This is a genomic window from Caulobacter sp. UC70_42, assembly GCF_044056025.1.
Lineage (GTDB): Bacteria > Pseudomonadota > Alphaproteobacteria > Caulobacterales > Caulobacteraceae > Caulobacter.
In genome coordinates, this window is sequence record NZ_CP171994.1 from 5,247,940 (window position 1) to 5,270,963 (window position 23,024).

The window sequence follows — 23,024 nt, forward strand, 5'->3', positions numbered from 1 at the left end:
ATGCGCCTCTCCCCGCTCCTGCTGGTCGCCGCCCTGGCCCTGGCGCCGCTGGCCGCCTGCGACGACACCACCAAGCCTCCGGCGCCGGGCGAGACGCCCAAGCCGCCCTCCCCCGAGCCAGGGCCTCCCCAGCCCGACGACAGCCCGGCCGACGGCGGGGCCGAGCAGCCGTCCAGCGAACCCGTGCCGCCCAGCCCCGATCCCGCGCCACAGCCGGCCGATCCGCCCGCGCCCTCGCCGGCGACCTTCGACCACGCGCCGGCCGGCGCGATCCCGGCCGGCCAGGGTCCGGGCTATCTGGACCGCACGGTGTGGTCCCCGAACATGTGCTGGCCGCTGGCCGAGGCCGGCTTCCCCAACTCTCAGGTCTACGGCCCCGGCGGCGGCATGGGTCCGCCCGGCAAGCCCAGCCAGTGTGATGCGCTGAACTACAGCCTGCCCTGGCATGACACCTTCTGCGAGGCGCGCTCGCGGACGAACCCGCTGTGCGCCGGCGCTGGCACGGGCCACCAGGGGCAGGACATCCGTCCGGCCACCTGCAAGAAGAACCAACACTGGGCCGTGGCCGCCGAGGCCGGCACGATCACCGACATCGGCGCCTACACCGTCACTCTCGTGGCCAAGGCCCAGCCGCACTACACCTACCGCTATCTGCACATGCAGATGTCGACCCTGGCCGTGAAGGAAGGCGACCAGGTCGCCAAGGGCCAGAAGCTGGGCAAGGTCTCGAACGACTTCGGCGGCACGCCGACGACCATCCACCTGCACTTCGAGTTGCGGGCCGGGGTGGCGGGCACGACCACAGACGGCAAGGCCGTCGCCCTGCACACCTTCCTGCCGCCGTATCTCAGCCTGGCCGAGGCCTATCAGCGCAAGCTGAACGGCCAGGCCTGCGGGGGCTAGTGTCTCAATTCCGAAGTTCGCGAGCGCTTGTGGCAAACGCCGGCGAACTTCAAATCCAGCACACTAGCCGACCTCGGCCTTGAGGAAGGCGACCATGTCGGCCAGCAGCGTGGACTTGCCGCGGAACAGGCGCGACAGGGCCAGCACCGGACCGGCGTGGCCCATGTTGGGGTAGTGGCGCTCCTCGACCTTGGCGCCCGCCTCGCGCAGCGCGGCGGCCAGTTTACGAGTGTTGCGGGGACGGACCACCGTATCCTGCTCACCCGTGGCCAGAAACGCCGCCGGCGCGTCGGCGCGCGCGAAGGCGGCCGGCTGAGTGGCGGCGAGATCGTCCGCCTCGCCGAAGGTGCGGATCGTCACCGGGCTCTCCAGCGGCAGAAAGGCATAGGGACCCGACAGGCCGACGAAGGTGCGGATCACGCGGGGCTCGACCGCCACGGCGCGCAGCCAGCGCGGGTCAAGGGCCAGCATGGCGGCGTTGTAGGCGCCGGCCGAATGGCCGATCAGAACAATGCGGGCAGGATCGCCGTCCAGGCTGGCGGCGTTATCGACCGCCCAGCGCACCGCCGCCGCGCCATCCTCCAGGAAGCCGGGATAGCGGACTTCGGGATAGAGCCGGTAGTCCGGGACCAAGACCAGAAAGCCCTGGGCGGCCAAGGCGCGCGCGACCCAGCGATAGTCCTGGCGGCGACCGGTCTCCCAGGAGCCGCCGTAGAGGAAGACCGCCACCGGGGCCGGGCCGTCGACCTTCGCCGGCGCGTAGACATCGAGCCCGCCGCGCGGTCCGTCGGCATGTCGCGCGGCGTGGGTGACGCGCCGCGCCGGGTCCTTCGGCGCGATCAGGGCGAACAGTTGCAAAGGCGAGAAGGCGGCCAGCAGACGCCTGATCGCTCGTTTCATCACGGGTGGCCCTCGACCCGCCTGGCCTTCAGCGCGTTGCAGTCGGCGCCGCCGGCCAGGAGCTTGTCATCGCTAGAGTTTGAAGGCCCCGCTCTCGATCTTGGCGTGCACGGCCTTGGTGATCTTCACATAGCCCTTGGCCGGATCGCGGAAGTACAGCGGATCCCTGGTCTTGGCTGGATCGAAGCCGTCATTGACCAGGTCGACCTTGCGGTATTTGAAGGTGCCGGTCGTCTCGATCTGTTGTTGCAGGCGCACGAACAGCGGACGGGCGTAGCTGGGCAGTTGCTCGTCGACGTACTTGCCGAAAGCCTCGATGTCGAAGCCCTCCTCCACGACGAGCGACGCCATGCCGGCCTTGCCGTCCAGGTCGCCGACCTTGACGCCGTAGACATTGACTTCCAGCACGCCGTCGAAGCCCGCTATGCGTTCGGACACCTCGCTGGTGGCGACGTTTTCCCCCTTCCAGCGGAAGGTGTCGCCGATGCGGTCGACGAAATACATGTAGCCGTCGCCGTCGACCTTCATCAGGTCGCCGGTGCGGAACCAGGCGTCGCCCTTCTGGAAGACGTCGTGCAGCACCTTCTTCTCGGTGGCGGCCTTGTCGGCGTAGCCGGTGTAGTTCGAGCGGGCGTCGCTGCCGATATGGCCGATGCACTCCCCGACCTCGCCAGGCGCGACCTCGATGCAGCAGCCGTTGGGGCCGCGGATCGGCATCTCGGTCTCGACGTCGAACTTGACGATGCGGATGTTGAACTTCTTCTTCAGATAGCCGGGGACCCGACCGATCGCGCCCCGCCGGCCATCGAAATTGAACAGCGAGACATTGCCCTCGGTCGCGCCGTAGAACTCCAGCACCTCGCCGACCTTAAAGCGGTCCAGCATGTCGTTCCAGACGTCCGGACGGAGGCCGTTGCCGAAGATCATGCGGATCTTGTGGGCGCGCTCCAGCTCGTGCTCGGGCTGGTTGGCCAGGTAGCGGCACAACTCGCCGATATAGACGAACATGGTGCAGTTCTCGGCGACGATCTCGGGCCAGAAGTGGGTGGCCGAGAACTTCTTTCGCAGCACGATCGAACCGCCGTTCAGCAGGCCGGCGCCCATGGCGCAAAGGCCGCCCGTGGCGTGGTAGAGCGGCAGGGTCACGTAGATACGGTCGGTCTCTTTCGAACCGGTGGAGCCGGCGAAGCCTCGCATATAGAGCTGGGCGCGCATGTGGGTGATGCGCGCGGCCTTGGGCAGGCCCGTGGTGCCGCTGGTGAAGATGTAGAGCGCGGTGTCCTTGGCGACGATGCCGTCGCGGGCCGTCTCGCGGTCGGGGCGCAGCTGGCTGCAGCTCTTCACGGCCTTGACCAGGTCGCGCTGCTCGCCGTTCACGGGCCCCAGCACCCACTGCTGCATGTGTCGATCCAGCTGGCCCTTGACGTCCTCGAAGCAGGGCGAGGTCTCGGGGTCGACGATGCAATGCAGGGCCTGGGGAGATGTTCAGGCAGTGCGCCAGCGCCGCGCCAGTCAGCTGGTTGTTGATCAGCGCCGTGGCCACGCCAACCTTGGTCAGGCCGTACCAGATCGCCAGGTACTCGAGACGGTTGGGCATGAACAGCGCCACCGTCTGGCCCTTGGTCAGCCCCTGCCCTTTGGCCCAGTGGGCGTAGCGGTTGGCGATGGCGTCCAGCTCGGCGTAGGTGACCGACTTGCCTTCGAAGGTGATCGCCGGGCGATCGCGCCACTTGTCGACCGCGGCCTCCAGGTCGTCGCAGATCAGGTTCGAGCTGTCGGGAGCGATCGATTTCACGCGCTTGAGCGTCCGGGAAAGTCCCTTCAGAAACCGGATTTCCCGCTTAATTGTCTGACGCAAACGCATTCGTCTCTCCCTCGAACAACCATTGGAGAGCGCCGCGCGGCGGGTCAAGACGCCGCGCGCTGCATCGCGGACCTTTCAATGTTCGCTCAACCTGAACAGCGATCAGTCAGGATCGCCGCATCCCGCGCCGATCTTCAGCCGGCGGCGAGGCGGCGCTGGTCGTCGCGGGCCGACTTCAGCTTCTCGGCCACCAGGAAGGCCAGCTCCAGCGCCTGCTCGCCATTCAGACGCGGGTCGCAGTGCGTGTGGTAGCGGTCGGCCAGCTCGGTCTCGGAGACCGCGCGCGCGCCGCCCAGACATTCGGTGACGTTCTGGCCAGTCATCTCCAGGTGGACGCCGCCCGGATGGACGCCCTCGGCCTGGGCGATCTCCACGAAGCTTTTCACTTCGCTCAAGATGCGGTCGAACGGACGTGTCTTGTAGCCGGTCGAGGCCTTCAGCGTGTTGCCGTGCATCGGGTCGGTGGCCCACACCACCGAGCGGCCAGCCGACTTGGTGGCCTTCATCAGGCGCGGCAGACGATCAGCGATCTTGTCGGAGCCGAAGCGGCCATAGAGCGTCAGGCGGCCCGGCTCGTTGTTCGGGTTGAGCACGTCGATCAGCCGCAGCAGGTCGTCGCCCTCCATGGTCGGGCCGCACTTCAGGCCGATCGGGTTCTTTATGCCCTTCATGAACTCGATGTGCGCGCCGTCCAGCTGACGGGTGCGTTCGCCGATCCACAGCAGGTGAGCGCTGGTGTCGTACCAGTCGCCCGAGGTGCTATCGACGCGGGTCATGGCCTCCTCGAAGCCCAGCAGCAGGGCCTCGTGGCTGGTGAAGAACTCCACCTGGTGCATGCCCGGATGGCTCTGAGGCGTGACGCCGATGGCGGCCATGAAGGCCAGGCTCTCGGTGATCTTGTCCGACAGCTCGCGATAGCGCGCGCCCTGCGGGCTGTCGCCGACGAAGCCGAGGGTCCAGCGATGGATGTTGTGCAGGTCGGCGTAGCCGCCGCTGGCGAAGGCGCGCAGCAGGTTCAGGGTCGCCGCCGACTGGCCATAGGCCTTCAGCAGGCGATCCGGATCCGGCACGCGTTCCTCGGCGGTGAAGTCCATGCCGTTGATGATGTCGCCGCGATAGGACGGCAGGGTCTCGCCGCCAATCGTCTCGACGGGCTCGGAACGCGGCTTGGCGAACTGGCCAGCGATGCGGCCCACCTTCACCACCGGCTTGCCGCCGGCGAAGGTCAGCACCACCGCCATCTGCAGGATCAGGCGGAAGGTGTCGCGGATATTGTCCGCGTGGAATTCCTTGAAGCTCTCGGCGCAGTCGCCGCCCTGCAGCAGGAAGGCCCGCCCCTCGGCCACGTCGCCCAGCAGGCTCTTCAGGCGGCGCGCCTCGCCGGCGAAGACCAGCGGCGGCATCTGGCGCAGCGTCTGCTCGACCCGCTCTACCGCGCCCATGTCCGGATAATCCGTGGGCATGTGCTTGGCGGGCTTGGCTCTCCAGGCGGCGGGGGTCCAGCGGGCGGTCATGACAAGGCTCGATAACTGAAAGGGCGGCGTAGATACCGCGAAAGGAACCAAAAGGCAAAATCGTGCGGCTGAACACCGCCAATCCACCCGAGCGAGAAACGTGGCGGTCGCGCTACCGGCGTGGAGCGCTCGATTTTTGCGCGACCACACAGCCGATGGCGGCGATGACGCCCAGCGCCAGCCACCACTCCTGCCAGACGCCGAAGCTCAAGCCCCCGATCATCACGTAGGATGTCAGTGTGGCCGCCGCCATGGCGCCGTCGCGGCGGCTTTGGCCAGTCCAGGCCACGATCCGATACAGCACCCAGGCGAAGAACGCCGCCGCCAGGGCCGCGCCCAGCGCGCCCAGCTCCAGCCACAGCTGGAGGGCGGCGTTGTGCGTGTGCAGCGGGATGGCGTTACCGAAGGTCCGGCTGGCGTCGACACCCCAGCCGCGCAGGGCGTGCTCGACGATCTGGTTGGCGGCGAAAGCCCAGATGTTCAGCCGCGCGTCCCACGACGGCGGGGCGATCGCGTGCAGCCACGCGAACAGGCCCGAGCGCACGCCCCACAGCACCACCATCGGCGCGAAGATGAACAGCGTCGAGACCGCCGGGATCATGCCGCGCACGAACGGCTTGCCGATGACCCGCGTCCCCAGCCAGACGGCGCCGCCCAACAACAGGGCCGCGCCCGAAGCGTCGGCGCTGGTGAAGTGAGAGGCGGCCAGGATCATCAGCGCCAGGGTCGCGATCAGCACGTTGCGGCCGCGGAAGCCCCAGGCGTCAAGCAGCCTTACGCAAGGCCAGAACAGCAGCACCAGCGGATAGATCGGCAGCGACACCTTCACCACCGCCAGGTCCGGCCGGATGGGGTCGTGGGTTGCGGCCCGGATCGCCTGGTAGATCCTCGCCCCCATCGCGGCGTCGGCGAAGGTGAAGACCGCCAAGGCGATCATGCCGAACAGCATCACCCGCCCCGCCAGCCGCGCCGAGCGTTGCGACATGGTTCCGAGCACCGCGACGGCGGTCCCGTAGAGGCCCAGTTGCAGCACCAGCTTCAGGGCGGTAAAGGCGCCGATGTCCTTGTCGCGCTTGAGCTCTGACAGCGCCGGGGCGGCCGGGCTCCAGTTCAGGCTGACCAGGGCCCACAGCACCAGCAGAATCAGGGCGAACATCGGCAGCAGCGGCGGGCGCGATCGCGCCAGACCGGGCGTCGCCAGCAGGCCGACCACGCTCAGCAGCGGCGCGAAACCCAGCGGCGCCAGGTAGCCGATCAGCGGCGTCATCACCATCAGGAAGACGGCGAGCGCGCCAAGCCACCGCGTGCGGCGCTCGTGACTTCCGGCAGAAGCTACCGCCAGCGTCATCCAACCCCGCCGACTTCGACCGGCACGTACTTCTCGCGCATCGTGACCAGTTCCTCGGCCAGGGTCGGATGGACCGCGCAGGTCGAGTTCCATTGCTGCTTTGTCACGCCCATCTTCACGGCGATGGCGGCCATCTGGATGATTTCGGGCGAGTCAGGACCCACCACGTGGACGCCGATCACCTTCTGGTCGTCGGCCTTGACCACCAGCTTCATCAGGCACCGCTCCTGGCCGCCGTAGAAGGTGATCTTCATCGGACGGAACACGGACCGGTAGACATCGACCGTCCCGAAAGCGTGACGGGCTTCGGCCTCGGTCATGCCGACCGAACCGACCGGCGGCTGCGAGAACACCGCCGAGGCGACCAGGTCGTGATCGAAGGTGGTCGGGTTGTCGTAGAATTCGGTCTGGGCGAAGGCCGCGCCTTCGCGGATCGCCACCGGCGTCAGGTTGATGCGGTCGGTGACGTCGCCGACGGCCCAGATGCTGGCGGCGCTGGTCTTGGAGTGCGCGTCGACCGCGATCGCGCCGCTGTCGTTCAGCTTCACCCCGGCCTTCTCCAGCCCCAGGCCCTGGACGTAGGGCTCGCGGCCGGTGGCGAACATCACCGCCTCGGTCTCGAAGGTCAGGTCGCTGGTCAAGGTGCTGAGCAACGTGCCGTCCGCCTGCTTCTCGATGCTGGTGTGCGAGCAGCCCAGCACCACCTTGACGCCGCGCTTCTCAAGTTCCTCGGCCAGGTGCGAGCGGACGTCGTCGTCGAAGCCGCGCAGGATGTTCGCCCCGCGATAAAGCAGCGTGGTCTCGACGCCCAGACCGTTGAAGATGCCCGCGAACTCGACGGCGATATAGCCGCCGCCGACGACCAGGATGCTCTTGGGCAGCTTGGGGAGGTGGAAAGCCTCGTCCGAGGTGATCCCGAACTCCGCGCCCGGGAAGTCGGGCTTCACCGGCCGGCCGCCGGTGGCGACCAGGATCTTTCTGGCGGTGTAGGTCCCGGCGTCCTTGCTGCCCTCCTTGGGCAGCACCTCGACGGTATGGGCATCTAGGATCTGGGCGCGGCCGTGCAGCAGGTGCGCGCCGGCCTTCTGCAGGTTGGTGACGTAGATGCCCGACAGGCGGGCGATCTCGACGTCCTTGTCGTGCAGGAAGCCCTTCCAGTCGAACTTGGCGCCTTCGATCGTCCAGCCATAGCCCTTGGCGGTCTTCAGCTGGCTAGTCACCTCGCTGGCGTACACCATGAACTTCTTGGGCACGCAGCCGCGGATCACACACGTGCCGCCGACCCGATATTCCTCGGCCACGGCGACCTTGGCCCCGCTCATGGCGGCCAGGCGCGCCGCCCGCACGCCGCCCGAACCGGCGCCGATGACGAAGAGATCGAAGTCGTAGTCAGCCACAGCGGCCTCCGGGGAGCTTAACGGGTCGGCTTATGTAGGATGTCAGGGAACGAGGCGCACCACGCCGTCGTCCGTGCCGAACAGGGCTTCGTCGGCGAGGTCGAGGAACAGGCCGTGGTCGACCACGCCGGTGACGCTCTTCAGCGCCGCCGCCAGCGCCGTGGGCTCGGCGATGACGCCGGACGCCATGTCGTAGATCAAGTTGCCGCCGTCGGTGACCACCACGCCCCGCTCGGCCATGCGCAGGCGCGGCGGCGGCAGGTCGAACTCGGCGGCGATGTCGGCCAGCCGCCAGCTGGTATGGACGTGACCGAAGCGGACTACCTCGATCGGCAGCGGGAACTTGCCCAGGGCGTCGACCTTCTTGGCCGCGTCGGCGATGACGACACAGCGGTTGGAGGCTTCCCAGACCAACTTCTCGCGCAGCAGGGCCGCGCCACCGCCCTTAATCAGGCTGAGACCCGGACCGACCTCGTCAGCGCCGTCCACGGTCAGGTCGATGGTCTTGACGTCATCCAGCGCCACCAGCGGGATGCCCAGCTCGCGCGCCAGGGCGCCGGTGGCGTCCGAGGTCGGCACGCCGCGGATGTCGCTCAGCTTACGGGCCGCCAGCGCCTTGACGAACCAGGCGGCCGTGGAGCCTGTGCCCAGGCCCACCACCATCCCGTTCTCGACGAGCTCGGCGGCGGCTTCGCCGGAGATGCGCTTCTGGTCGTCGGCGCTCATTGCTTGTCCTTCTTCCTGTCCTTGGCGGCCTGCTTGAGGGCGCGGAACTTCGTCGCCCAGCCGGCCTTGATCTGCTGTTCCGGACGCGTCAGGGCCAGGGCCCCGTCCTCGACGTCCTTGGTGATCACCGAGCCCGAGCCCGTCATCGCCCCGTCGCCGATGCGGACCGGCGCGACCAGGGCGCTGTTGGAGCCGATGAAGGCGCCCTTGCCGACATGGGTCTCGAACTTCTCGAAGCCGTCGTAATTGCAGAAGATCGTGCCGGCGCCGATATTGGCCTTCTCGCCGATCGAGCCGTCGCCCAGATAGCTGAGATGGTTGGCCTTGGCGCCCTTGCCAACCTTGACCTTCTTGACCTCGACGAAGTTGCCGATGTGGGCCTCGGGCCCGATCTCGGCGCCCGGCCGCAGGCGGGCATAGGGGCCGATCAGCGCCCCCTCGCCCACGGCCGCCCCTTCCAGGTGGCTGAAGGCCTTGATCACCGCGCCGGTGTCGACGCTGACGCCCTGGCCGAAGACGACGAACGGTTCGACCACCGCCCCCGCGGCGATCTTCGTGTCCCACGACAGGTGAACGGTCTCGGGCGCAGGCATGGTCACGCCCTCGGTCATCAGGGCGTTGCGGCGGCTCTTCTGCCAGACCGCCTCGGCGGCGGCCAGTTCGGCTTGCGAGTTGACGCCCTGCACCGAAGGCTCCGGCGCGAAGGCCGCGCGGGTCGAGAGCTTGCGATCGTGGGCCAGGCCCACGACGTCGGTCAGGTAGTACTCGCCCTTGCTGTTGTCGTTTGCGGACGTCGGCCAGCAGGCTGAACAGCGTGGCGCGGTCGGCGGCCAGGACCCCGGAATTGCAGTGCTTGACCTGCTTGGTGGCGACGTCGGCGTCCTTCTCCTCGACGATGCGCAGCAGCACATGGCCGGGGGCCAGGATCAGGCGGCCGTAGCCGGTCGGGTTGGCGGCCTCGAAGCCCAGCACCGCCACGTCGGTCCCGCCCGCGATGAGGTCGAACAGCGGCGCGATCACCCCGGCCGTGGTCAGCGGGCAGTCGGCATAGGTGACGACCACGTCGCCCTCGAAATCGGCCAGGGCGTCCCGGGCCGCCAGGACCGCGTGGCCGGTGCCCAGCGGCGGATCCTGGATGACCGTCGCGTTCGGACCGAGCCGCTTGCGGGCGCTCTCGCCGACCTGCGGACTGTGCGCGCCGACCACGACGACGATCCGCTCGCAGTTCAGCCCCTCGGCGGCGTCGATGGCCAGGTCCAGCAGGGTGCGGCCGGCGACCTTGTGCAGCACCTTGGGCGTCGGCGACTTCATCCGCGTCCCCTGACCGGCGGCCAGGATCACGGCGGCGCGCGGACGGGATGGGCTCGAAACGGAATCAGTCATGGACGGGCGACTCCCTGGGACGCTTCCAGCGTTGCGTTAGCCGCCCAATTGGCGGAAAGGCCGACCCATGAGCGAGCTTCATGACCTGAACGGGGCGACGATCGCCTTCGACCTCGAACGGAACCCTGGTCGACACCGCCCCCGACCTGGTCGGCGCGCTGAACACCATCCTGGCCCAGGAAGCCCTGCCGCCCCTGCCCTTCGACGAGGTGCGGCTGATGGTCGGCCGCGGCGCCCGCGCCCTGCTGGAGCGCGGCTTCGCCGCCGCCGGGCGCCATTGGGTCTCGACCGCGCGCCGACGCTCGTGGAGCGTTTCATCGCCGTCTACCTGGACCGCATCGCCGACGAAAGCGCGCCCTTCCCCGGCGTGGTCGAGGTCCTGACCGAGCTGAAGGCCGACGGCGCCAGACTGGTGGTCTGCACCAACAAGCTGACCAACCTGTCGGTCGCCCTGCTGGACGCGGTGGGCCTGACGCCGCACTTCGATGCGGTGATCGGCGCGGACCTGGCCCCCGCCCCAAAGCCCGACGGCCGCCATGTCGCCGCCGCCATCGCGGCCGTGGGCGGCGATCTGGCCCGCGCGGTGATGGTCGGCGACAGCATCAATGACGCCCTGGGGGCCCGCAACGCCGGCGTCCCCGGCCTGCTGGTCTCGTTCGGCTACACGGAGGATCCGGTCGAGACCCTGGGGGCCGACCTGGTCATCCACAGCTTTTTGGATGTGCCCCGGGCCTGCAAGACGCTTTTGGCCTCTTGCCCCGCGCCGAACACCGGGCTATAGGCCCCCTCCTCTCGCGGATCGGTCCTTCAAGGACCTCTCCACACCGGCGGATGCGTAGCTCAGCGGGAGAGCACCTCGTTCACACCGAGGGGGTCACAGGTTCAATCCCTGTCGCATCCACCATTCTTTTCAAAGACTTTCGTTTCTTCTGGGGTCACACTTCCCAGAATGCTCCCCTGATTAAGCCGCCTTTCCCCGCGTCATTGCCTTTACGGCGTTCGCTTGGTGGCGCGGTCGCCGATGGCCGTAGTTCTTTTCTAGCGTGGCCACCGTCATCCCGAGGTAGCCCGCCGCCTCCCAAGCATCGGCACCATTCTCCATCAACCAAGTCGCTGCGGTATGGCGCAGCCAATGAGGTGTAATCTCTCGATCCAATCCTGCGTCTCGCACGCAGCTAGCAAAGCCAGTTCGGATTTTGCCTTTGATGGGCTCACCACCGTGATGAAGCACCGTCCTGACCGTGCGCTCAGCTTCCATGTCCAGCTTATTCCACCGGTTCATGTGAGCGATCAGACGAGCGGGAAGGACAACAAGCGGGCGCTGTTTGGTCTTTTGTTCCTTTTCGTCTGCGCCCCGCCGATAAATGACACCACCGCGTAAATCGACCCAAGCCTGAAGCCTACTTTGGTTCCAAAGCAGCTTGGTCAAGACGCTATGCCTCGTCCCCGTGTACAGCCCCAACAGGATGAAACGGCGCAGATGCGCACGGTTGGCTCTCGCTGACTTAGAGAGGCGTCGCCATTTTCCGTGTTTATCCAGCCTCCAGCCCATCGAAGCTCGCAGGAGCCGAGCCGCTTGAGCGCGAGTTAGGGCATCCGTGGACTTTCCGCTTTGTCAGGTAGCCAAACCTCGGGTCGGCTAGTGAGTCGGTCCTCGCCATCCCAATACCCAATCGCAGCAGACAGCACTTCTAGTTCACGGCGCGCTGTTTGATCGGACACCTTTCGCTCACTGGTCTTCGCCGTAGAAATGCGTTGAGCGACCCGATGAGCGACATACTGTTTGCAGGTCGAGCGTTTGATGTCTGAAAGCTTACGGTCACCCCACCAACCCAGCAGATGCTTGATGAAGCCAGCTGTCGTGCTGGGGTCGCTCGCTAGCTCAAGCGCCTTCTCCGCCGCATAGAGCGCCAGCACATCGACGACAAAGATTTTGGTCGGGTCCTGCCTGTCGTTGCCGCCCCACCGCTCAGGTCGGCTTTTAGACGCTAGATAGGCTTGGAGAGCCTGCTCAGCTTCGCGCACGCGTTCAGGGCCGCAGCCCGTGCCGATTTCAACCGCTCCATCTCGGATAAAGTAGATATCTGGCAGTCGCTTTCCGGTCTTTGAGTCGACTCTCCCCTTCCTAAGGTAAAGTCGCGCACCTTTTGAGGCTCTAGACATTGTGAAAATAGACTTCTCACTTGTTTTTGGGTCACATAAAATTTTCCACCAACCTTAGCTGGCGAAATATCTCCTCTAGCTATTGCATTCCTAAGAGTCGACTCCTTAATAGGATAAATATCTCTGAATATAAATACAAATTCCTTTAGTGTCATTGGATCATCCATGCCCCAATCACCAGGATTTGGCCGAAGTCCCAAGCGTCGACTCACCCCGTTCATTTTCGCTTCTTCATTGAAAATGTTGCAATGGCTCTTTCCGTCGCCACCGTCACCTCAATTGAGGTACGAAATCCCAGGTATCGATCAACATTCAGCGAGGCAACTCCGATATTTTTACTTGAATATTCTTAACAAAGAAATCAAAGACTTTATCTTATCCAATTGTTTTTATTGACCTTTATATTTTACGTTCGTAGATTGATTACAGAAGATTAATGTTATTTGTCCCATAGCTTCGCATTGCCCAGCCCCGGTGGAGCTGTGCTGGCGACCTCATTGAGCTGGAGCCGCAAGGGCCATTTCCCCCTCATGTCGATATTCCGGGGGAGGCCAAACGTGCGGAGAAATCCTGGCCTTAGACCAGGGAAAAGCCCGCCGCTCTCATGTGGTATTCCGAGGAACGGCGGCGCGGAGAAGCTCCGCTTTAAGTAGGGGAAAAGTCGAGAGACCACACGTTCTGGTGACCAGCGAGACAGCTCTCTTCCGAGCAGTAATCGGCCCAGCCGGAGGCGTCATAAACAGGCATGATGTCTAACGAGCCCGAAGGGTAAAGACCTTCCCAAATACTCTGATATTTATCAAATACATCAGGCTCCGATCTGAGATCGAATTCGCTTCTCGGAATGATCATAAATCCATGAAAATGCGTATTTGTAAGCGCTAGCTCCGGAACGACAAGGAAATCCAAGCGGCTTTTTTGCTTATTTTTCTTGTAGAACCTTGGTCCTAAATTAGACCTGTTGACCTGACGGTCGAATTCGCGAAGCGCATTTACTGCAACAAACTTCGGAATTGACTTCCTATTAAATGCAAACGTTACTGCGTAGGCATCTCTCGCGCGGTAATATTCTACCCAACCGCGCCTATCTAATCTACTCATTGAATGACGTTAATAAATCTCAGACTTTTTCTATGCTGTTTAATCAGTATGTGCAAAATGGCCCCGGCCTCAAGATTTATCAATCTCGAAAGCTAGGGAATTTTCCTTATATCACGAACATGTCCGTGCGCGCAACCATTATATTTTGTAAGCCGCACTCTTTACTTCTATACCGAAGAGATTGTCGGACAGCCTCACTACTTAGGCTGCGACATTACTAGATCGCTTTTCAATTCTCTGCACCGCTGACCTTGATATTCCATACTCAGACGCCAGCTTTCCAAGCGAAACGCCTAGAGCCCTCTTGGCCAGAATGGCGGCCTGCTCAGCCTCATCGACCGACCTAGGCCTTCCAAGCTTCTTACCTTGAGCCTTGGCGCGCTTAAGGCCAGCCTGGGTCCGCTCTATAAGCAGGTCTCGCTCAAACTCGGCGACGGCATTCAGCACGCCCATCGTCATCTTCCCTGTCGAACTCGTGAGGTCCATTGAGCCAAGAGCTAGACAGTGGACCCTAACGCCGAGACCAGCGAGGTACTCAATGGTTGCCCTGACATCCATCGCGCTGCGCCCAAGGCGATCTAGTTTGGTGACCACGAGCACATCACCACCCTCCAGCTTCACCATGAGCTTGGCAAAGCCCCTTCTTTCAGCCGCAGGAACGGAGCCGGAAACCGTATCCGCCACAACCCGCTGCGGCTCGATGCGGAAACCAGCAGCCTCTATCTCCAGAATTTGATTGTCGGTCGTCTGATCAGCCGTGCTTACGCGGCAGTAGGCAAAGACACGCGTCATTCCGCGAACTCCTGTATCGGAAACGTGGATCGATAGTGACTCGTATCGAAACCCCAGGCTAGCCTATATTTCAATACAAACTCCCAGCCTGTATCGAATTTGATCGTTTCCGATGCATGCGCTCGCTATGCAAGTCTGACCCCCTCGCGTACCGTCTAGAGCGAGCAGCTTAGCGGCCGTAGAGTGGGGGCGAGATGGAAGACGGGCACATTGTCCAGCACGGTGCCTCTATGTCTCCGACCATAGACGAGCTCAGATTGAGGCGCGGCCTGTCAACCAGGCAGTCTTTCCTTAGTCAGGCCCTATCGCGTGACGCCCGTGCTTTTGCCACCGGCGGGACGGAGGGCTCAATATCAACCGGGCTGGCTCGGCGGTTGTCCTTAAAAAGGCCCACGGAATACGAGGACCAGAGATGGATCTTCGTTGCCGCTTCACTGCCAATTGATCGAATTAAAAATCAAATAGGCTTCATCTACGCGCTTTCAAATGAAGGTACGGAGCCTTTAAACTGTAACTATGCCGTTGGATGTTCATTTTCACCGAAATCGTCGATTTCCATAGTGGAGCCCGGGTTTCGGATGATGATTATTCTATAATTGCAGAGAGCTATATATATTCCAGAATTGGAGACCCAGAATTTCGCATCTCCGATGAGGTTCTTCTACCAATTTTGAACTTCTCTCGATCCCTAGTGGAAGCTGGGCACGGAAATTTTTACGACTATTCTCCATCAGCGCTAAATGACTTAGTGATGCGCCTAGGTGCTTTTAAAATCGAGGAAAATGTAAAATCAATACAAGATCTTATTAAATCCGCCCTTCTTCTAAAGCGGGGCTCTCTACATATTGTAGGCCCGGATCTAATAACTTTCATACTGGCTCTTTGCGATCCGACGACCAAATTCACATCCCATCAGCTTAGATCTATCGAGTTTGTATTCGAGTGCTGGGGGCTATCTCGGCTCCTGAATTTGCTGACCGTGGTGCGCCTCCCTTCGGCGGACAATGAGTTCCGAGCATTTGCTCAGGCGCGGCTATCCAGGATTTTAGATGGGACGTTTCCGAGATCTCACGAAAATATGGTGAGGTCTATGCTGCTGAATGACGTTGATGCAAGACACGTAAAGCCACGATCTGAAACTTACGACAGAAAATTGATTGCAATCTATTACCATATTCATTGCGCAATAACGAAGCGTAATAGCCGCCTACTAACAGACTCCATAATTGATCTCTTTGAGCTTGATGAATACCTTATCGGATTTCTAAATTGGGATAAAATCTATTCGATCTTGGACGAGCATCCCAACGTCAATGTGCGCAGCACGTTTCTCACCATGCTTATGGGGCTGGAGGAGGTACGGGCACTGTATCCAGACGTCGGGATCGCTATGGGCAAGGGGGCTTTCATTGCTGACCTCACCGGGCTCATCAACAGGAAGGCTGCGCCGATTGGCTCCCTCCTCACCAAGTTCAAGTCCCTACCGGCCTCGGCCGCCGAGACCCTGACGGCAGCGTTGCTCGAACGCCCGATTATCGAAAGGCTTGCCAGTTCGGTGCCAAATCCTCGGCGCTGGCCTAGCGAGCTCCCCCCTGTGGAACTCGACACGCGTTAGCGCTGTGCGAATTGAAGCTTTGAAGCTTGCGGCTGAAAGGGGCTTGATCGATCCCGAAACCGCAGACGAAAGGCTTGGGGAGGAGATCGAAAGGCTAAGGATGCAATATTTCCAAAGCCGCTTGAGGGTTGGCCGTGTGAAGATCCAATGGGAGGAGCTTGCCAAACAGGTTCGCTCCATCATTCTTGATGATTTCCCTCAGATATACCTCAGTCGCCAGTCTTTCTCCAAGATGTCGGCGGATATATCAAACAGATTGACTGACTTCGTTGCCGATAAAGTCTCTGACCATGTGCTTCACGAAGTCGTCACTTTCTGTAGACCAGGCCCTGAGCAACAATCTTCGGCACGGCATTGTTGCGCCCAGAATGTTACGTGCATTTGATGATGCTTTTCAGACGGTATACAGAAGAGACTCTCTGGATATTTGGAATGTTCAGAATATTAAAAGTAAGTTTGGCGAATGCGGCGTTCACATACATCAATACAGGGAGTCGTATAGCTCCCTAATTAAATCTTTCGTCGATGAGTATCTAACATTAAAGCAGAAAACTGGCCTAGACCTTGAGGTTAGAGGCTTAATAAAACAATCAATTAAGAAATATATTCAAGCTGATAAAGTTAGGAATAGGCTAGAATCCGCCATCGTGGCGTCGGCCTCTAGAAAGATAAAATCCCACCTTATGGCAACCTCAAAGAGCCTGACGGTTTCGTTGAAGCCAACGCTCATGTTCGGGATTCGCCAAACTCGCTTGAATATAGGCCAGGATGGAAGCCACGAGGTAAAGCTATTCCTCGATTATCTGGAAGCGAACATCAACACTGCGATTGACGATATATCGCGGTGGATTGGCGTCTCAGAAACGCGCGGATCAGCGATCCCGTTCACCGTGAACGAGGTGGTGAAACTATATCTCATTTCGCACCACCTCTTCGGTTGGCGCAAACTCAGCGTAGATACGCGGGTAAAGGTGTTGCCGGACCCGACGCGATCCCACGTAAGCATCGATGGTCGATACCTAGATTTTTTTCAAGAAATCGTCCACAATTTACTATCAAACGCATACAGTAAGAGTGGACTTGGCCTGAAGACCGAAATAGAATTAGAGTTTTCTCTGAGCGATACCGAAATTCGTATCATATGTACTAATAATATATCACCTAATGAAATATCAAGCGTCCTGAGTAATTATACTCGTACGGTGTCCTTGGCTAAGGCCCTACTGGGTGATCAGGCCAGGAAAGATAACGCTTCAGGATTCCAGAAAATAAGACATGCCTTTCATGTCGCATTTGGTGTTCAACCTAGATTCAATATCCCGCCGATATCCAAAACGAATAGGTTATTCGTTATTGAATTGTTCGCAAAAATCAATACGAGGACCTACGTTCCATGACGTATGACATATTTATTGTTGAGGATAACCCGACCAAGCACGAGGAAATAAAAGCTGCGCTCCCGTCGTCGTGCATACCAACTTGGACCACCGCGATCTCCCAGGCGTTCAAGATCCTCGAAAACAAAAGATGGGATCTCATAATTCTTGATATGACATTCCAGGTACTATCGGGATCTGGAAACGAGATCGCTAAAGAACCATTGGCGGGGATTGAGGTCCTACAATATTTGAAAAGGCGTAGAATTGAGGTGCCCGTAATCGTGGCTACCCAACACTCTTCATTCACGTCTAACGAGAGGCCGGACATCGACTCCATTGACAAGTTGCACGCCATGCTCGCACGCTTATTCTCTCCCAACTATCGGGAGACCGTGCGAGTTGATCTTTCCGAAGACACTTGGAAAGCAGGGCTTCGGTTGGCGGTTGTAAGGGCCTTAGGGGGGCAGCTCGTTGAGGATTCTGGTAGTAGATGACGGTGAGACGAAGCGCCGCCGAGTGGTTAGCCAGCTCAATGCCGGCCTAGATATTCCGGACTTGCAGATTTCCGAAGCTAAAGACTACGAAGAAGCTCTTGAGCACCTGAAATCTGGATTCTTTGACCTAGTCGTTTTGGACTTGGTCCTTCCGGCAGCGGATCAGGATCCAAGCGCACTGGTCGCTCGCTCGTTGATTCGACAGGTCACGACTGGGGGGAGCTAACCCCGCCGACCCACATCATAGGGCTGACTCAATTCGCAGAAATTGCGAAAGCGGAACGGCGTTTCTACGACGCCAATCTCCTTGCCCTCGAGTTTTATGATGAAAATGGCACCGATTGGTCGGAGAAGATATTAGACAAGATAAAGTATCTGTATCGTTCAAAGCGCGCATCTGCGGCATTTTCGGCAAATAATTTCGATCTCGACGTAGTTATTCTTACGGCCCGGCACAAAAACGAATATATCCCCGTTAAGAGCAAGATCTTTTCTGAGGTCGATGATGTTGACCACCCTCTGTGGAAGGGGGAGGTGACATTCGGCGCAATCTCGCTTGGCCAGGATAAGCGGCTTAACGCGGCGCTTATATGCGTTGGTGAGATGGGGATGGCTGCTACCGCCGCCGTTACCGCCCAGGCGATTTCCGTGTTTCGGCCACGGCTAATTGCGATGCTGGGCATGTGTTGCGGCTTTGCGGTGGAGGAGTGCGCTTCCCCTTGCAAGTTCATGGATGTGATAGTCGTAAGAGAAGTTTCCTGCTGGGAGCAGGGAAAGTACGTTGAACAAGATGCGGAAACGACCGAGTTTAAGAACCGCGCCAAGCCAAGACTTGTTGATGATATCATTCGAGACAAGGTTGATTTGGCAATTGAACTTTCCGAAAAAACATTAAACCCCGCGCTTAAGAGGATTTCTTCACAAGCTAAGTTTAAGGCGATTAAGGAGAAGTTCGGCGAAGACGTCCGCGAGTTACCTGAGGTTCGATTTGCTCCTATTGTTACTGGATCTAGCGTAATCGCTGACGAAGGGATGATCAGCGAGATTTGTTCTAGGCACCCGTCAGCGATAGGGCTCGATATGGAGGTTTTCGGACTCTACGCGGCTGCTGAGCGTAGCGTTGGAAAGCGCCCCTCAGTACTCGCCATTAAAGGCGTTGCCGACTTTGGCCATGTGGCGAAGGATGACTTTGGGCAAGCAATGGCTAGCACGATTTCGGCGGAGGTATTTAAGAACCTTCTACCTCATTTAGGAATTTTTGACTAAAGCTATTAAAATCCGAATCTAGGATATCTCTCGGATCGATGCTTAGAGAGCTGCATATTCTTACTAAGACTAGAAGGCTTGGATTTTTTTTACCTAGCTCTATGCCCCGTAAATAAGTGATGTCGATTTCCGCTTCATGCGCCAGGTATTCCTGCGTGAAGCCGCGCTGATGCCTGAGCGACCGCACGTTCCTGCCCACGACAGCCTTCCAATCCATTTGCAAGATGGATCAGGATCGGGCTTATAGTCACCAGGGATTATAGTCCCTATTGGCGACTTTTAGGGGTTTAGCATGGGTAATTCTGTGGGCTGGATGGTTGGTGTTGTTCTCCTAGGCTGGGCGGCAGTCGCGTGCGCTCAGGACACAGGCCTGGAGGTCCCTGAGACTCAAATTGAGCAAAAGGTGGTCGGAGCCCAGGTCGATGAGATCACGGCCAAACTAGGTGCTCCACAAGGGTTCAAGGAGCTCGGCTCCTTTCAGTTCGCAACTTATGAAGCGCTTATTTGCCAAAGTGCGGGCTGCGCCCACTCCGCTGACTGCTGGTACGAATTTAAGATCGACAAGCCATCGGCCACCGTGGTCGAACTGAAAGTGAATGGAAGGGTGTTCGGGCCCAGCATGCGGGAACATCAACGGATTGGGGCAATGATCATGCCCATCTGCCGCACGTTCTTAGAAAGCAAGCTTGCCCCTAAGAAGTGAGTGATAAGCCGGGAAGATAGGGCTTACCACTTCCCGACAACTCCCCTGAATGACCTCGAAAAGGTATAGACATCCTCACAGAGGCCTGCACGGGTTCCTTTGAAAGACAACGGCTTTTGCGTGGTGGGGCACTCGCTAGCCTCGTTCACACCGAGGGGGTCACAGGTTCAATCCCTGTCGCATCCACCATTTTCCTCAATAAAACAACACGTTAAATACCAGCAGCGGCGCGCCGAGCGAGCTTGCGTTTTGCTTGCCACTTATCTGCCAGAAACGATTGCGTGGCGCGTCGTCTCCGTCCGGGTCGATCACGGCATTCAATACGCCGCCGAGGCCTATCGTTCGACCCTAGGCTATATCAGCCCCGCCGAGGCCGAACGCAGAGCAGCTTAACCCCGTCCACTTTTTCGGGGAGGAGCAGGCCTATGGATGTCATCCGAGATAGCGCCATTCTGTTGCTGCGGCTTGAAGACCATCAAGCACAGAACGAACCCGTGATGGCGTATGGCGCCGCTCAAGTCGAATGGCGTGGATCGCCGTCTCCTCCGCCCGCCACTCCCGCAGGAGTTCTACGACTAGTCCATCGCGCAACGGAGCCAGACCGATCCAGGCCGGAACCCAGGCAAGCCCCAGGCCCAGGCGCATCATCGACCAGATCGCGCCCCAAGTCCTCCACCACGATCCGCGGGCGCGGAAGGTGTCGAAACAGCGCGCCGTTGGCCGGATCAACGAATTGCCACGGCATCACCCGCCCTGAGCCTGGATCGCGAAATCCGATCTGATGGTGGGCGTCGAGATCCGTCGGCGATTGCGGGGCGCCCATGATCTCCACATAGCGCGGGGTGGCGCACAGCACCCACGGAAAGCTGCCCAGCGGCGTGGAGACGACATTCGCATAGCCGGCGAGCGAACCGAACCGGATCGCGATGTCGATGCCCTCGGCGGCAAGATCCAAGGCGCCGTCATCGATCTTGAGCTCCAGTTCGATATCGAGATTGGCGCGCAAGATCGAGGGAACCTGCCGCGCGAGCCTGGCGCGAATGAGCGGCGCCGGCGCGCTTAGGCGAATGCGCCCGCCCGTGCCGTTCGACATCGCGTGATCGAGAGTAGCCTCGAGCCTTTCGGCCTCGCGCAGCAGGTCCCGCGTCCCCTCAAGCAGGCGTTCGCCTTCCGGCGTCAGCGAGATCGCGTGCGTCGTGCGATGAAGCAGCCGCACCCCGTTCGCCTTCTCGAAGCGTGAGACCGCCTTTGACAACGCCGAGGTCGTCATACCGGCGCGCCGGGCCGCCTCCGCGAACGATCCCGGCCTCCACCACCCGGGCGAAATGAAGCAGGTTCAACAGACGCTGAAAGTTGGGCGGTGTGGACACGACGGCAACTCAATCCTGTTCCCGACCTTTCTACACGCACCGTGGAGCCGTCGCGATAATGGTTCTCCGTTAAACTCGAGGCCTAAGGTGATGCAAGCAAACGAACTCGACGACGCTGCTTTGGACAAGGCGGCGCAGGCAATCGGCCAAGGCCCCGTCGTCATGGTCAATCTCGTTGAGATTCCGGGACGCACCCGACTACGCCAATGGTTTTGCAGACGCAAAACCGGACTCCCGAAGCGGCTATTATGAAGGATATGTCGGCGGCTTTTATGCGGCTTGCGAAGAGGTCGGCGTGACACCGCAACTTGTTTATGCAGGCCAGCGCATCCACGGTCTTCTTGCTGGTCCCGACGATGATTGGGACGACATCGTCGTCGTACGCTACGACAGCTTCGCTGATCTTCGGGCGATTCTCGACAGCGAGGTCTACGCCCGTCTCGCCAAACCGCATCGGTTCGCCGTGATCGCCGACTGGCGTTTCATCGCGACGCGGGGGCGTTGACGACGATGGCAACATCGCCGCGAGGGCGGCGCTGCATCGACGTCATCGCAAGCGCTCGCGGCGCTCGCCTCCCCCGATGCGCGGCGACTCGGCGCTTCAACCTCTCCCGACCAGGGAAGTCGCCGCCGTGACGATCGCCTCGCGGGGCTCGCGCGGGGTCCAGCCGAGCACGCGACGCGCCTTGTCGTTCGAGGTTTTCTTGGCGTAGCCGAGGTCGGCGACGAAGGGGCGCATCTCGGCATTGAATCGCGCGGCGATGCGCACCACGAAGTCGGGGAGCGCGCGCGTCGGGACCCGCTTGGCCGCATCGCCAAGCGCGGCCCTGATGATGGCGCCGATCTCCTTCAGACTGAGCGCCGGGCCGTTGGAGAGCAGGAACCGCTCACCAGCCGCCGCCGGGTTGGTCATCGCCATGACGTGCGCGCTGGCGACGTCACGGACATCGACCACGGGTATAAAGAGGTTGGGGACGACTGGCATCGCGCCGTCGAGCATGCGCTGGACGATGTGGTTGGAGCCGGGAAACATCCTTGCCCATCACCGGCCCCATGACGGCGACCGGGAGCATCGTGGTTAGTTCCAGGCCGCCGCTCTCGGCGGCGATGAAATCCCAGGCCGCGCGCTCGGCAAGGGTCTTGCTCTTGGCGTAAGCATCGACACCGGACCCATCGAGGATCGTCCAGTCGGCTTCGGTGAACACATGGCCGTCATGCGGATGTCCCCAGCCCACGGCGTGGAACGCGGAGGTCAGGACGACCCGCCTTACCCCCCGCGCCGCGCGCGCCGCGCGCAGCACGCGCAACGTGCCTTCGCGCGCGGGAACGATCACCGCGTCCTCGTCCCGCGACTCTCCCCGGTTGGACCGGCGAGGCGACATGCAGGACGATGTCCATGCCGGCCATGGCCTGCGCCCAGCCATCGTCGTCTAGCAGATCGGCCGCGACGAAGCTCAGCCTGTCGGCATGAACCATGCCCGCATCCCTGAGGACGCCGCGCGCCGTCGCTTCCTTGGCCAACGACCGGATGGTGGCCCGGACAACATGGCCTTGCTCCAGAAGGTGGAGGATGCAGTGCCCCGCGATGAAGCCGGAGCCGCCGGTGACAAGAACGTGCTGCGGATTCATGACGGGTTTCCCTTGCGAAGGCGATGCTCGTCGACCCTTTGGCCACGCCAGAGTGTCGGGGTTGTTCGCTCCCAGTGACGGAAGGCCCGGGCGAATGAATTGGGCTCGTCGAAGCCGACCAACATGGAAATGGCCACCGCGTCGAGGTCGGTGGCGACAAGCAAACGACCCGCCGTGGTCCGCCTCACGCCCGAAAGCTGCTGTTGAAAGTTCGTGCCGAGATCGCGGAGCCGACGCTGAAGCGTGCGGGTGCTGAGATTGAGGCGTCCCGCCACCGCCGCGACGCTTGGTCGTCGCCCCTCGCTCAGTTGCCGTGCGATAGCGACGCACACCTCTCCCACAAAAGCGGGGAAGCCCTCTCCCTCGCCGATGCGCTGCTCCAGACCCTCCAGCACATGCGCGAAGGCGCCGACCCCCTGCGGTGAGAAACGGAACGTCGAGCGCGGGGGCGTCAAACACCATGGCGTCGCTCGCGGT

General features: G+C 61.0%; 23 protein-coding genes, 1 tRNA gene and 3 pseudogenes. 10 read left to right on the forward strand and 17 right to left on the reverse strand.

Annotation, left to right across the window (positions count from 1 at the left end; translation table 11 throughout):
- A complete protein-coding gene (locus tag ACHMW8_RS26460; protein WP_395444292.1) occupies positions 1 to 903 on the forward strand; it encodes a M23 family metallopeptidase in 903 nt (300 codons plus the stop codon).
- A gap of 63 nt (positions 904 to 966) precedes the next feature.
- Here ACHMW8_RS26460 and ACHMW8_RS26465 read toward each other — a convergent pair whose 3' ends face one another.
- The 7 genes and pseudogenes from ACHMW8_RS26465 to glmU form a co-directional block, all read right to left on the reverse strand.
- Complete coding sequence (locus ACHMW8_RS26465; RefSeq protein ID WP_395444293.1) at positions 967 to 1,803, reverse strand: alpha/beta hydrolase; 837 nt, start codon at positions 1,801 to 1,803, stop codon at positions 967 to 969.
- Between the two features lie 72 nt (positions 1,804 to 1,875).
- Positions 1,876 to 3,667, reverse strand: a pseudogene (locus tag ACHMW8_RS26470) (long-chain-acyl-CoA synthetase).
- Between the two features lie 134 nt (positions 3,668 to 3,801).
- A complete protein-coding gene (locus ACHMW8_RS26475) occupies positions 3,802 to 5,181 on the reverse strand; it encodes a class II 3-deoxy-7-phosphoheptulonate synthase (RefSeq protein WP_125158738.1) in 1,380 nt (459 codons plus the stop codon).
- Between the two features lie 112 nt (positions 5,182 to 5,293).
- Positions 5,294 to 6,529 carry an O-antigen ligase family protein gene (locus ACHMW8_RS26480; RefSeq protein WP_125158739.1) on the reverse strand — a complete coding sequence of 412 codons (1,236 nt, stop codon included), beginning with the start codon at positions 6,527 to 6,529 and terminating at the stop codon, positions 5,294 to 5,296.
- The gene (gene gor, locus ACHMW8_RS26485) at positions 6,526 to 7,926 is read right to left on the reverse strand and encodes a glutathione-disulfide reductase (RefSeq protein ID WP_395444294.1); all 1,401 of its coding nucleotides are present in this window, start codon (positions 7,924 to 7,926) and stop codon (positions 6,526 to 6,528) included. Before gor ends, ACHMW8_RS26480 begins: the two co-directional genes overlap by 4 nt.
- Before the next feature lie 42 nt (positions 7,927 to 7,968).
- Positions 7,969 to 8,652, reverse strand: a complete 684-nt coding sequence (gene rpiA / locus ACHMW8_RS26490) for a ribose-5-phosphate isomerase RpiA (RefSeq protein ID WP_395444295.1) — start codon at positions 8,650 to 8,652, stop codon at positions 7,969 to 7,971.
- Positions 8,649 to 10,035, reverse strand: a pseudogene (gene glmU, locus ACHMW8_RS26495) (bifunctional UDP-N-acetylglucosamine diphosphorylase/glucosamine-1-phosphate N-acetyltransferase GlmU). Before glmU ends, rpiA begins: the two are co-directional and overlap by 4 nt.
- A 67-nt stretch (positions 10,036 to 10,102) precedes the next feature.
- Between glmU and ACHMW8_RS26500 the strand changes: the two are divergent.
- Both ACHMW8_RS26500 and ACHMW8_RS26505 read left to right on the forward strand, forming a co-directional pair.
- Positions 10,103 to 10,816, forward strand: coding sequence for an HAD-IA family hydrolase (locus ACHMW8_RS26500; protein WP_395444296.1), 714 nt, complete (start codon positions 10,103 to 10,105; stop codon positions 10,814 to 10,816).
- Positions 10,817 to 10,864: 48 nt separating this feature from the next.
- Positions 10,865 to 10,939, forward strand: a tRNA-Val gene (locus tag ACHMW8_RS26505).
- A gap of 57 nt (positions 10,940 to 10,996) precedes the next feature.
- On the opposite strand, the gene ACHMW8_RS26510 is transcribed toward ACHMW8_RS26505, so the two are convergent.
- The 3 genes from ACHMW8_RS26510 to ACHMW8_RS26520 all read right to left on the reverse strand — a co-directional run bounded on the left by ACHMW8_RS26510 (position 10,997) and on the right by ACHMW8_RS26520 (position 14,091).
- Positions 10,997 to 11,587: a tyrosine-type recombinase/integrase gene (locus ACHMW8_RS26510; RefSeq protein ID WP_395444297.1), complete on the reverse strand. Its 591-nt coding sequence runs from the start codon at positions 11,585 to 11,587 to the stop codon at positions 10,997 to 10,999.
- A 35-nt stretch (positions 11,588 to 11,622) separates the two neighbouring features.
- On the reverse strand, positions 11,623 to 12,060 hold the full coding sequence (locus ACHMW8_RS26515; protein ID WP_395444298.1) for a hypothetical protein: 438 nt from the start codon (positions 12,058 to 12,060) through the stop codon (positions 11,623 to 11,625).
- Between the two features lie 1,440 nt (positions 12,061 to 13,500).
- Positions 13,501 to 14,091 carry a recombinase family protein gene (locus ACHMW8_RS26520; RefSeq protein WP_395444299.1) on the reverse strand — a complete coding sequence of 197 codons (591 nt, stop codon included), beginning with the start codon at positions 14,089 to 14,091 and terminating at the stop codon, positions 13,501 to 13,503.
- A gap of 526 nt (positions 14,092 to 14,617) precedes the next feature.
- Here ACHMW8_RS26520 and ACHMW8_RS26525 point away from each other — a divergent pair.
- The 5 genes from ACHMW8_RS26525 (at position 14,618) to ACHMW8_RS26545 (ending at position 18,845) form a co-directional block, all read left to right on the forward strand.
- Complete coding sequence (locus tag ACHMW8_RS26525; protein ID WP_395444300.1) at positions 14,618 to 15,706, forward strand: hypothetical protein; 1,089 nt, start codon at positions 14,618 to 14,620, stop codon at positions 15,704 to 15,706.
- A gap of 290 nt (positions 15,707 to 15,996) precedes the next feature.
- The gene (locus ACHMW8_RS26530; RefSeq protein WP_395444301.1) at positions 15,997 to 17,103 is read left to right on the forward strand and encodes a hypothetical protein; all 1,107 of its coding nucleotides are present in this window, start codon (positions 15,997 to 15,999) and stop codon (positions 17,101 to 17,103) included.
- A complete protein-coding gene (locus ACHMW8_RS26535; RefSeq protein ID WP_395444302.1) occupies positions 17,100 to 17,579 on the forward strand; it encodes a response regulator in 480 nt (159 codons plus the stop codon). The genes ACHMW8_RS26530 and ACHMW8_RS26535 overlap by 4 nt, the downstream gene beginning before the upstream one ends.
- A gap of 22 nt (positions 17,580 to 17,601) precedes the next feature.
- Positions 17,602 to 17,805, forward strand: coding sequence for a hypothetical protein (locus ACHMW8_RS26540; protein WP_395444303.1), 204 nt, complete (start codon positions 17,602 to 17,604; stop codon positions 17,803 to 17,805).
- Positions 17,806 to 18,188: 383 nt separating this feature from the next.
- Positions 18,189 to 18,845 carry a hypothetical protein gene (locus ACHMW8_RS26545; protein WP_395444304.1) on the forward strand — a complete coding sequence of 219 codons (657 nt, stop codon included), beginning with the start codon at positions 18,189 to 18,191 and terminating at the stop codon, positions 18,843 to 18,845.
- Here ACHMW8_RS26545 and ACHMW8_RS26550 read toward each other — a convergent pair.
- Positions 18,808 to 19,062, reverse strand: a complete 255-nt coding sequence (locus ACHMW8_RS26550) for a helix-turn-helix domain-containing protein (protein WP_395444305.1) — start codon at positions 19,060 to 19,062, stop codon at positions 18,808 to 18,810. The two genes, ACHMW8_RS26545 and ACHMW8_RS26550, sit on opposite strands and share 38 nt — an antisense overlap.
- Before the next feature lie 75 nt (positions 19,063 to 19,137).
- Between ACHMW8_RS26550 and ACHMW8_RS26555 the strand changes: the two genes are divergently transcribed.
- Entirely contained in the window at positions 19,138 to 19,548 is a 411-nt protein-coding gene (locus ACHMW8_RS26555) for a hypothetical protein (protein WP_395444306.1), read from the forward strand.
- Positions 19,549 to 19,980: 432 nt separating this feature from the next.
- On the opposite strand, the gene ACHMW8_RS26560 is transcribed toward ACHMW8_RS26555, so the two are convergent.
- Together ACHMW8_RS26560 and ACHMW8_RS26565 are read right to left on the reverse strand one after the other, a co-directional pair.
- Complete coding sequence (locus ACHMW8_RS26560; protein WP_395444307.1) at positions 19,981 to 20,196, reverse strand: LysR substrate-binding domain-containing protein; 216 nt, start codon at positions 20,194 to 20,196, stop codon at positions 19,981 to 19,983.
- A 34-nt stretch (positions 20,197 to 20,230) separates the two neighbouring features.
- Positions 20,231 to 20,875 (reverse strand): annotated as a pseudogene (locus ACHMW8_RS26565) (LysR family transcriptional regulator); the annotation flags it as partial.
- 218 nt (positions 20,876 to 21,093) lie between these two features.
- Here ACHMW8_RS26565 and ACHMW8_RS26570 point away from each other — a divergent pair.
- A complete protein-coding gene (locus ACHMW8_RS26570) occupies positions 21,094 to 21,423 on the forward strand; it encodes a hypothetical protein (protein ID WP_395444308.1) in 330 nt (109 codons plus the stop codon).
- A gap of 96 nt (positions 21,424 to 21,519) precedes the next feature.
- On the opposite strand, the gene ACHMW8_RS26575 is transcribed toward ACHMW8_RS26570, so the two are convergent.
- The 4 genes from ACHMW8_RS26575 to ACHMW8_RS26590 are packed head-to-tail and all read right to left on the reverse strand — an operon-like array spanning position 21,520 to position 23,002.
- The gene (locus ACHMW8_RS26575) at positions 21,520 to 21,918 is read right to left on the reverse strand and encodes a hypothetical protein (protein ID WP_395444309.1); all 399 of its coding nucleotides are present in this window, start codon (positions 21,916 to 21,918) and stop codon (positions 21,520 to 21,522) included.
- Positions 21,857 to 22,249: an NAD-dependent epimerase/dehydratase family protein gene (locus ACHMW8_RS26580; RefSeq protein ID WP_395446061.1), complete on the reverse strand. Its 393-nt coding sequence runs from the start codon at positions 22,247 to 22,249 to the stop codon at positions 21,857 to 21,859. The genes ACHMW8_RS26575 and ACHMW8_RS26580 overlap by 62 nt, the downstream gene beginning before the upstream one ends.
- A complete protein-coding gene (locus ACHMW8_RS26585; protein WP_395446062.1) occupies positions 22,131 to 22,547 on the reverse strand; it encodes an NAD-dependent epimerase/dehydratase family protein in 417 nt (138 codons plus the stop codon). The genes ACHMW8_RS26580 and ACHMW8_RS26585 overlap by 119 nt, the downstream gene beginning before the upstream one ends.
- On the reverse strand, positions 22,544 to 23,002 hold the full coding sequence (locus ACHMW8_RS26590) for a helix-turn-helix transcriptional regulator (protein ID WP_395444310.1): 459 nt from the start codon (positions 23,000 to 23,002) through the stop codon (positions 22,544 to 22,546). Before ACHMW8_RS26590 ends, ACHMW8_RS26585 begins: the two co-directional genes overlap by 4 nt.
- Positions 23,003 to 23,024 lie beyond the last annotated feature (22 nt).

Coding starts and splice junctions, on each gene's coding strand:
- ACHMW8_RS26460 (WP_395444292.1), top strand. CDS start 1: ATGCGCCTCTCCCCGCTCCTGCTGGTCGCCGCCCTGGCCCTGGCGCCG.
- ACHMW8_RS26465 (WP_395444293.1), bottom strand. CDS start 1,803: ATGAAACGAGCGATCAGGCGTCTGCTGGCCGCCTTCTCGCCTTTGCAA.
- ACHMW8_RS26475 (WP_125158738.1), bottom strand. CDS start 5,181: ATGACCGCCCGCTGGACCCCCGCCGCCTGGAGAGCCAAGCCCGCCAAG.
- ACHMW8_RS26480 (WP_125158739.1), bottom strand. CDS start 6,529: ATGACGCTGGCGGTAGCTTCTGCCGGAAGTCACGAGCGCCGCACGCGG.
- rpiA (WP_395444295.1), bottom strand. CDS start 8,652: ATGAGCGCCGACGACCAGAAGCGCATCTCCGGCGAAGCCGCCGCCGAG.
- ACHMW8_RS26500 (WP_395444296.1), top strand. CDS start 10,103: ATGAGCGAGCTTCATGACCTGAACGGGGCGACGATCGCCTTCGACCTC.
- ACHMW8_RS26510 (WP_395444297.1), bottom strand. CDS start 11,587: ATGGGCTGGAGGCTGGATAAACACGGAAAATGGCGACGCCTCTCTAAG.
- ACHMW8_RS26520 (WP_395444299.1), bottom strand. CDS start 14,091: ATGACGCGTGTCTTTGCCTACTGCCGCGTAAGCACGGCTGATCAGACG.
- ACHMW8_RS26525 (WP_395444300.1), top strand. CDS start 14,618: ATGTTCATTTTCACCGAAATCGTCGATTTCCATAGTGGAGCCCGGGTT.
- ACHMW8_RS26530 (WP_395444301.1), top strand. CDS start 15,997: ATGTGCTTCACGAAGTCGTCACTTTCTGTAGACCAGGCCCTGAGCAAC.
- ACHMW8_RS26535 (WP_395444302.1), top strand. CDS start 17,100: ATGACGTATGACATATTTATTGTTGAGGATAACCCGACCAAGCACGAG.
- ACHMW8_RS26545 (WP_395444304.1), top strand. CDS start 18,189: ATGGCTGCTACCGCCGCCGTTACCGCCCAGGCGATTTCCGTGTTTCGG.
- ACHMW8_RS26550 (WP_395444305.1), bottom strand. CDS start 19,062: ATGGATTGGAAGGCTGTCGTGGGCAGGAACGTGCGGTCGCTCAGGCAT.
- ACHMW8_RS26555 (WP_395444306.1), top strand. CDS start 19,138: ATGGGTAATTCTGTGGGCTGGATGGTTGGTGTTGTTCTCCTAGGCTGG.
- ACHMW8_RS26560 (WP_395444307.1), bottom strand. CDS start 20,196: ATGATGCGCCTGGGCCTGGGGCTTGCCTGGGTTCCGGCCTGGATCGGT.
- ACHMW8_RS26575 (WP_395444309.1), bottom strand. CDS start 21,918: ATGCTCGACGGCGCGATGCCAGTCGTCCCCAACCTCTTTATACCCGTG.
- ACHMW8_RS26585 (WP_395446062.1), bottom strand. CDS start 22,547: ATGAATCCGCAGCACGTTCTTGTCACCGGCGGCTCCGGCTTCATCGCG.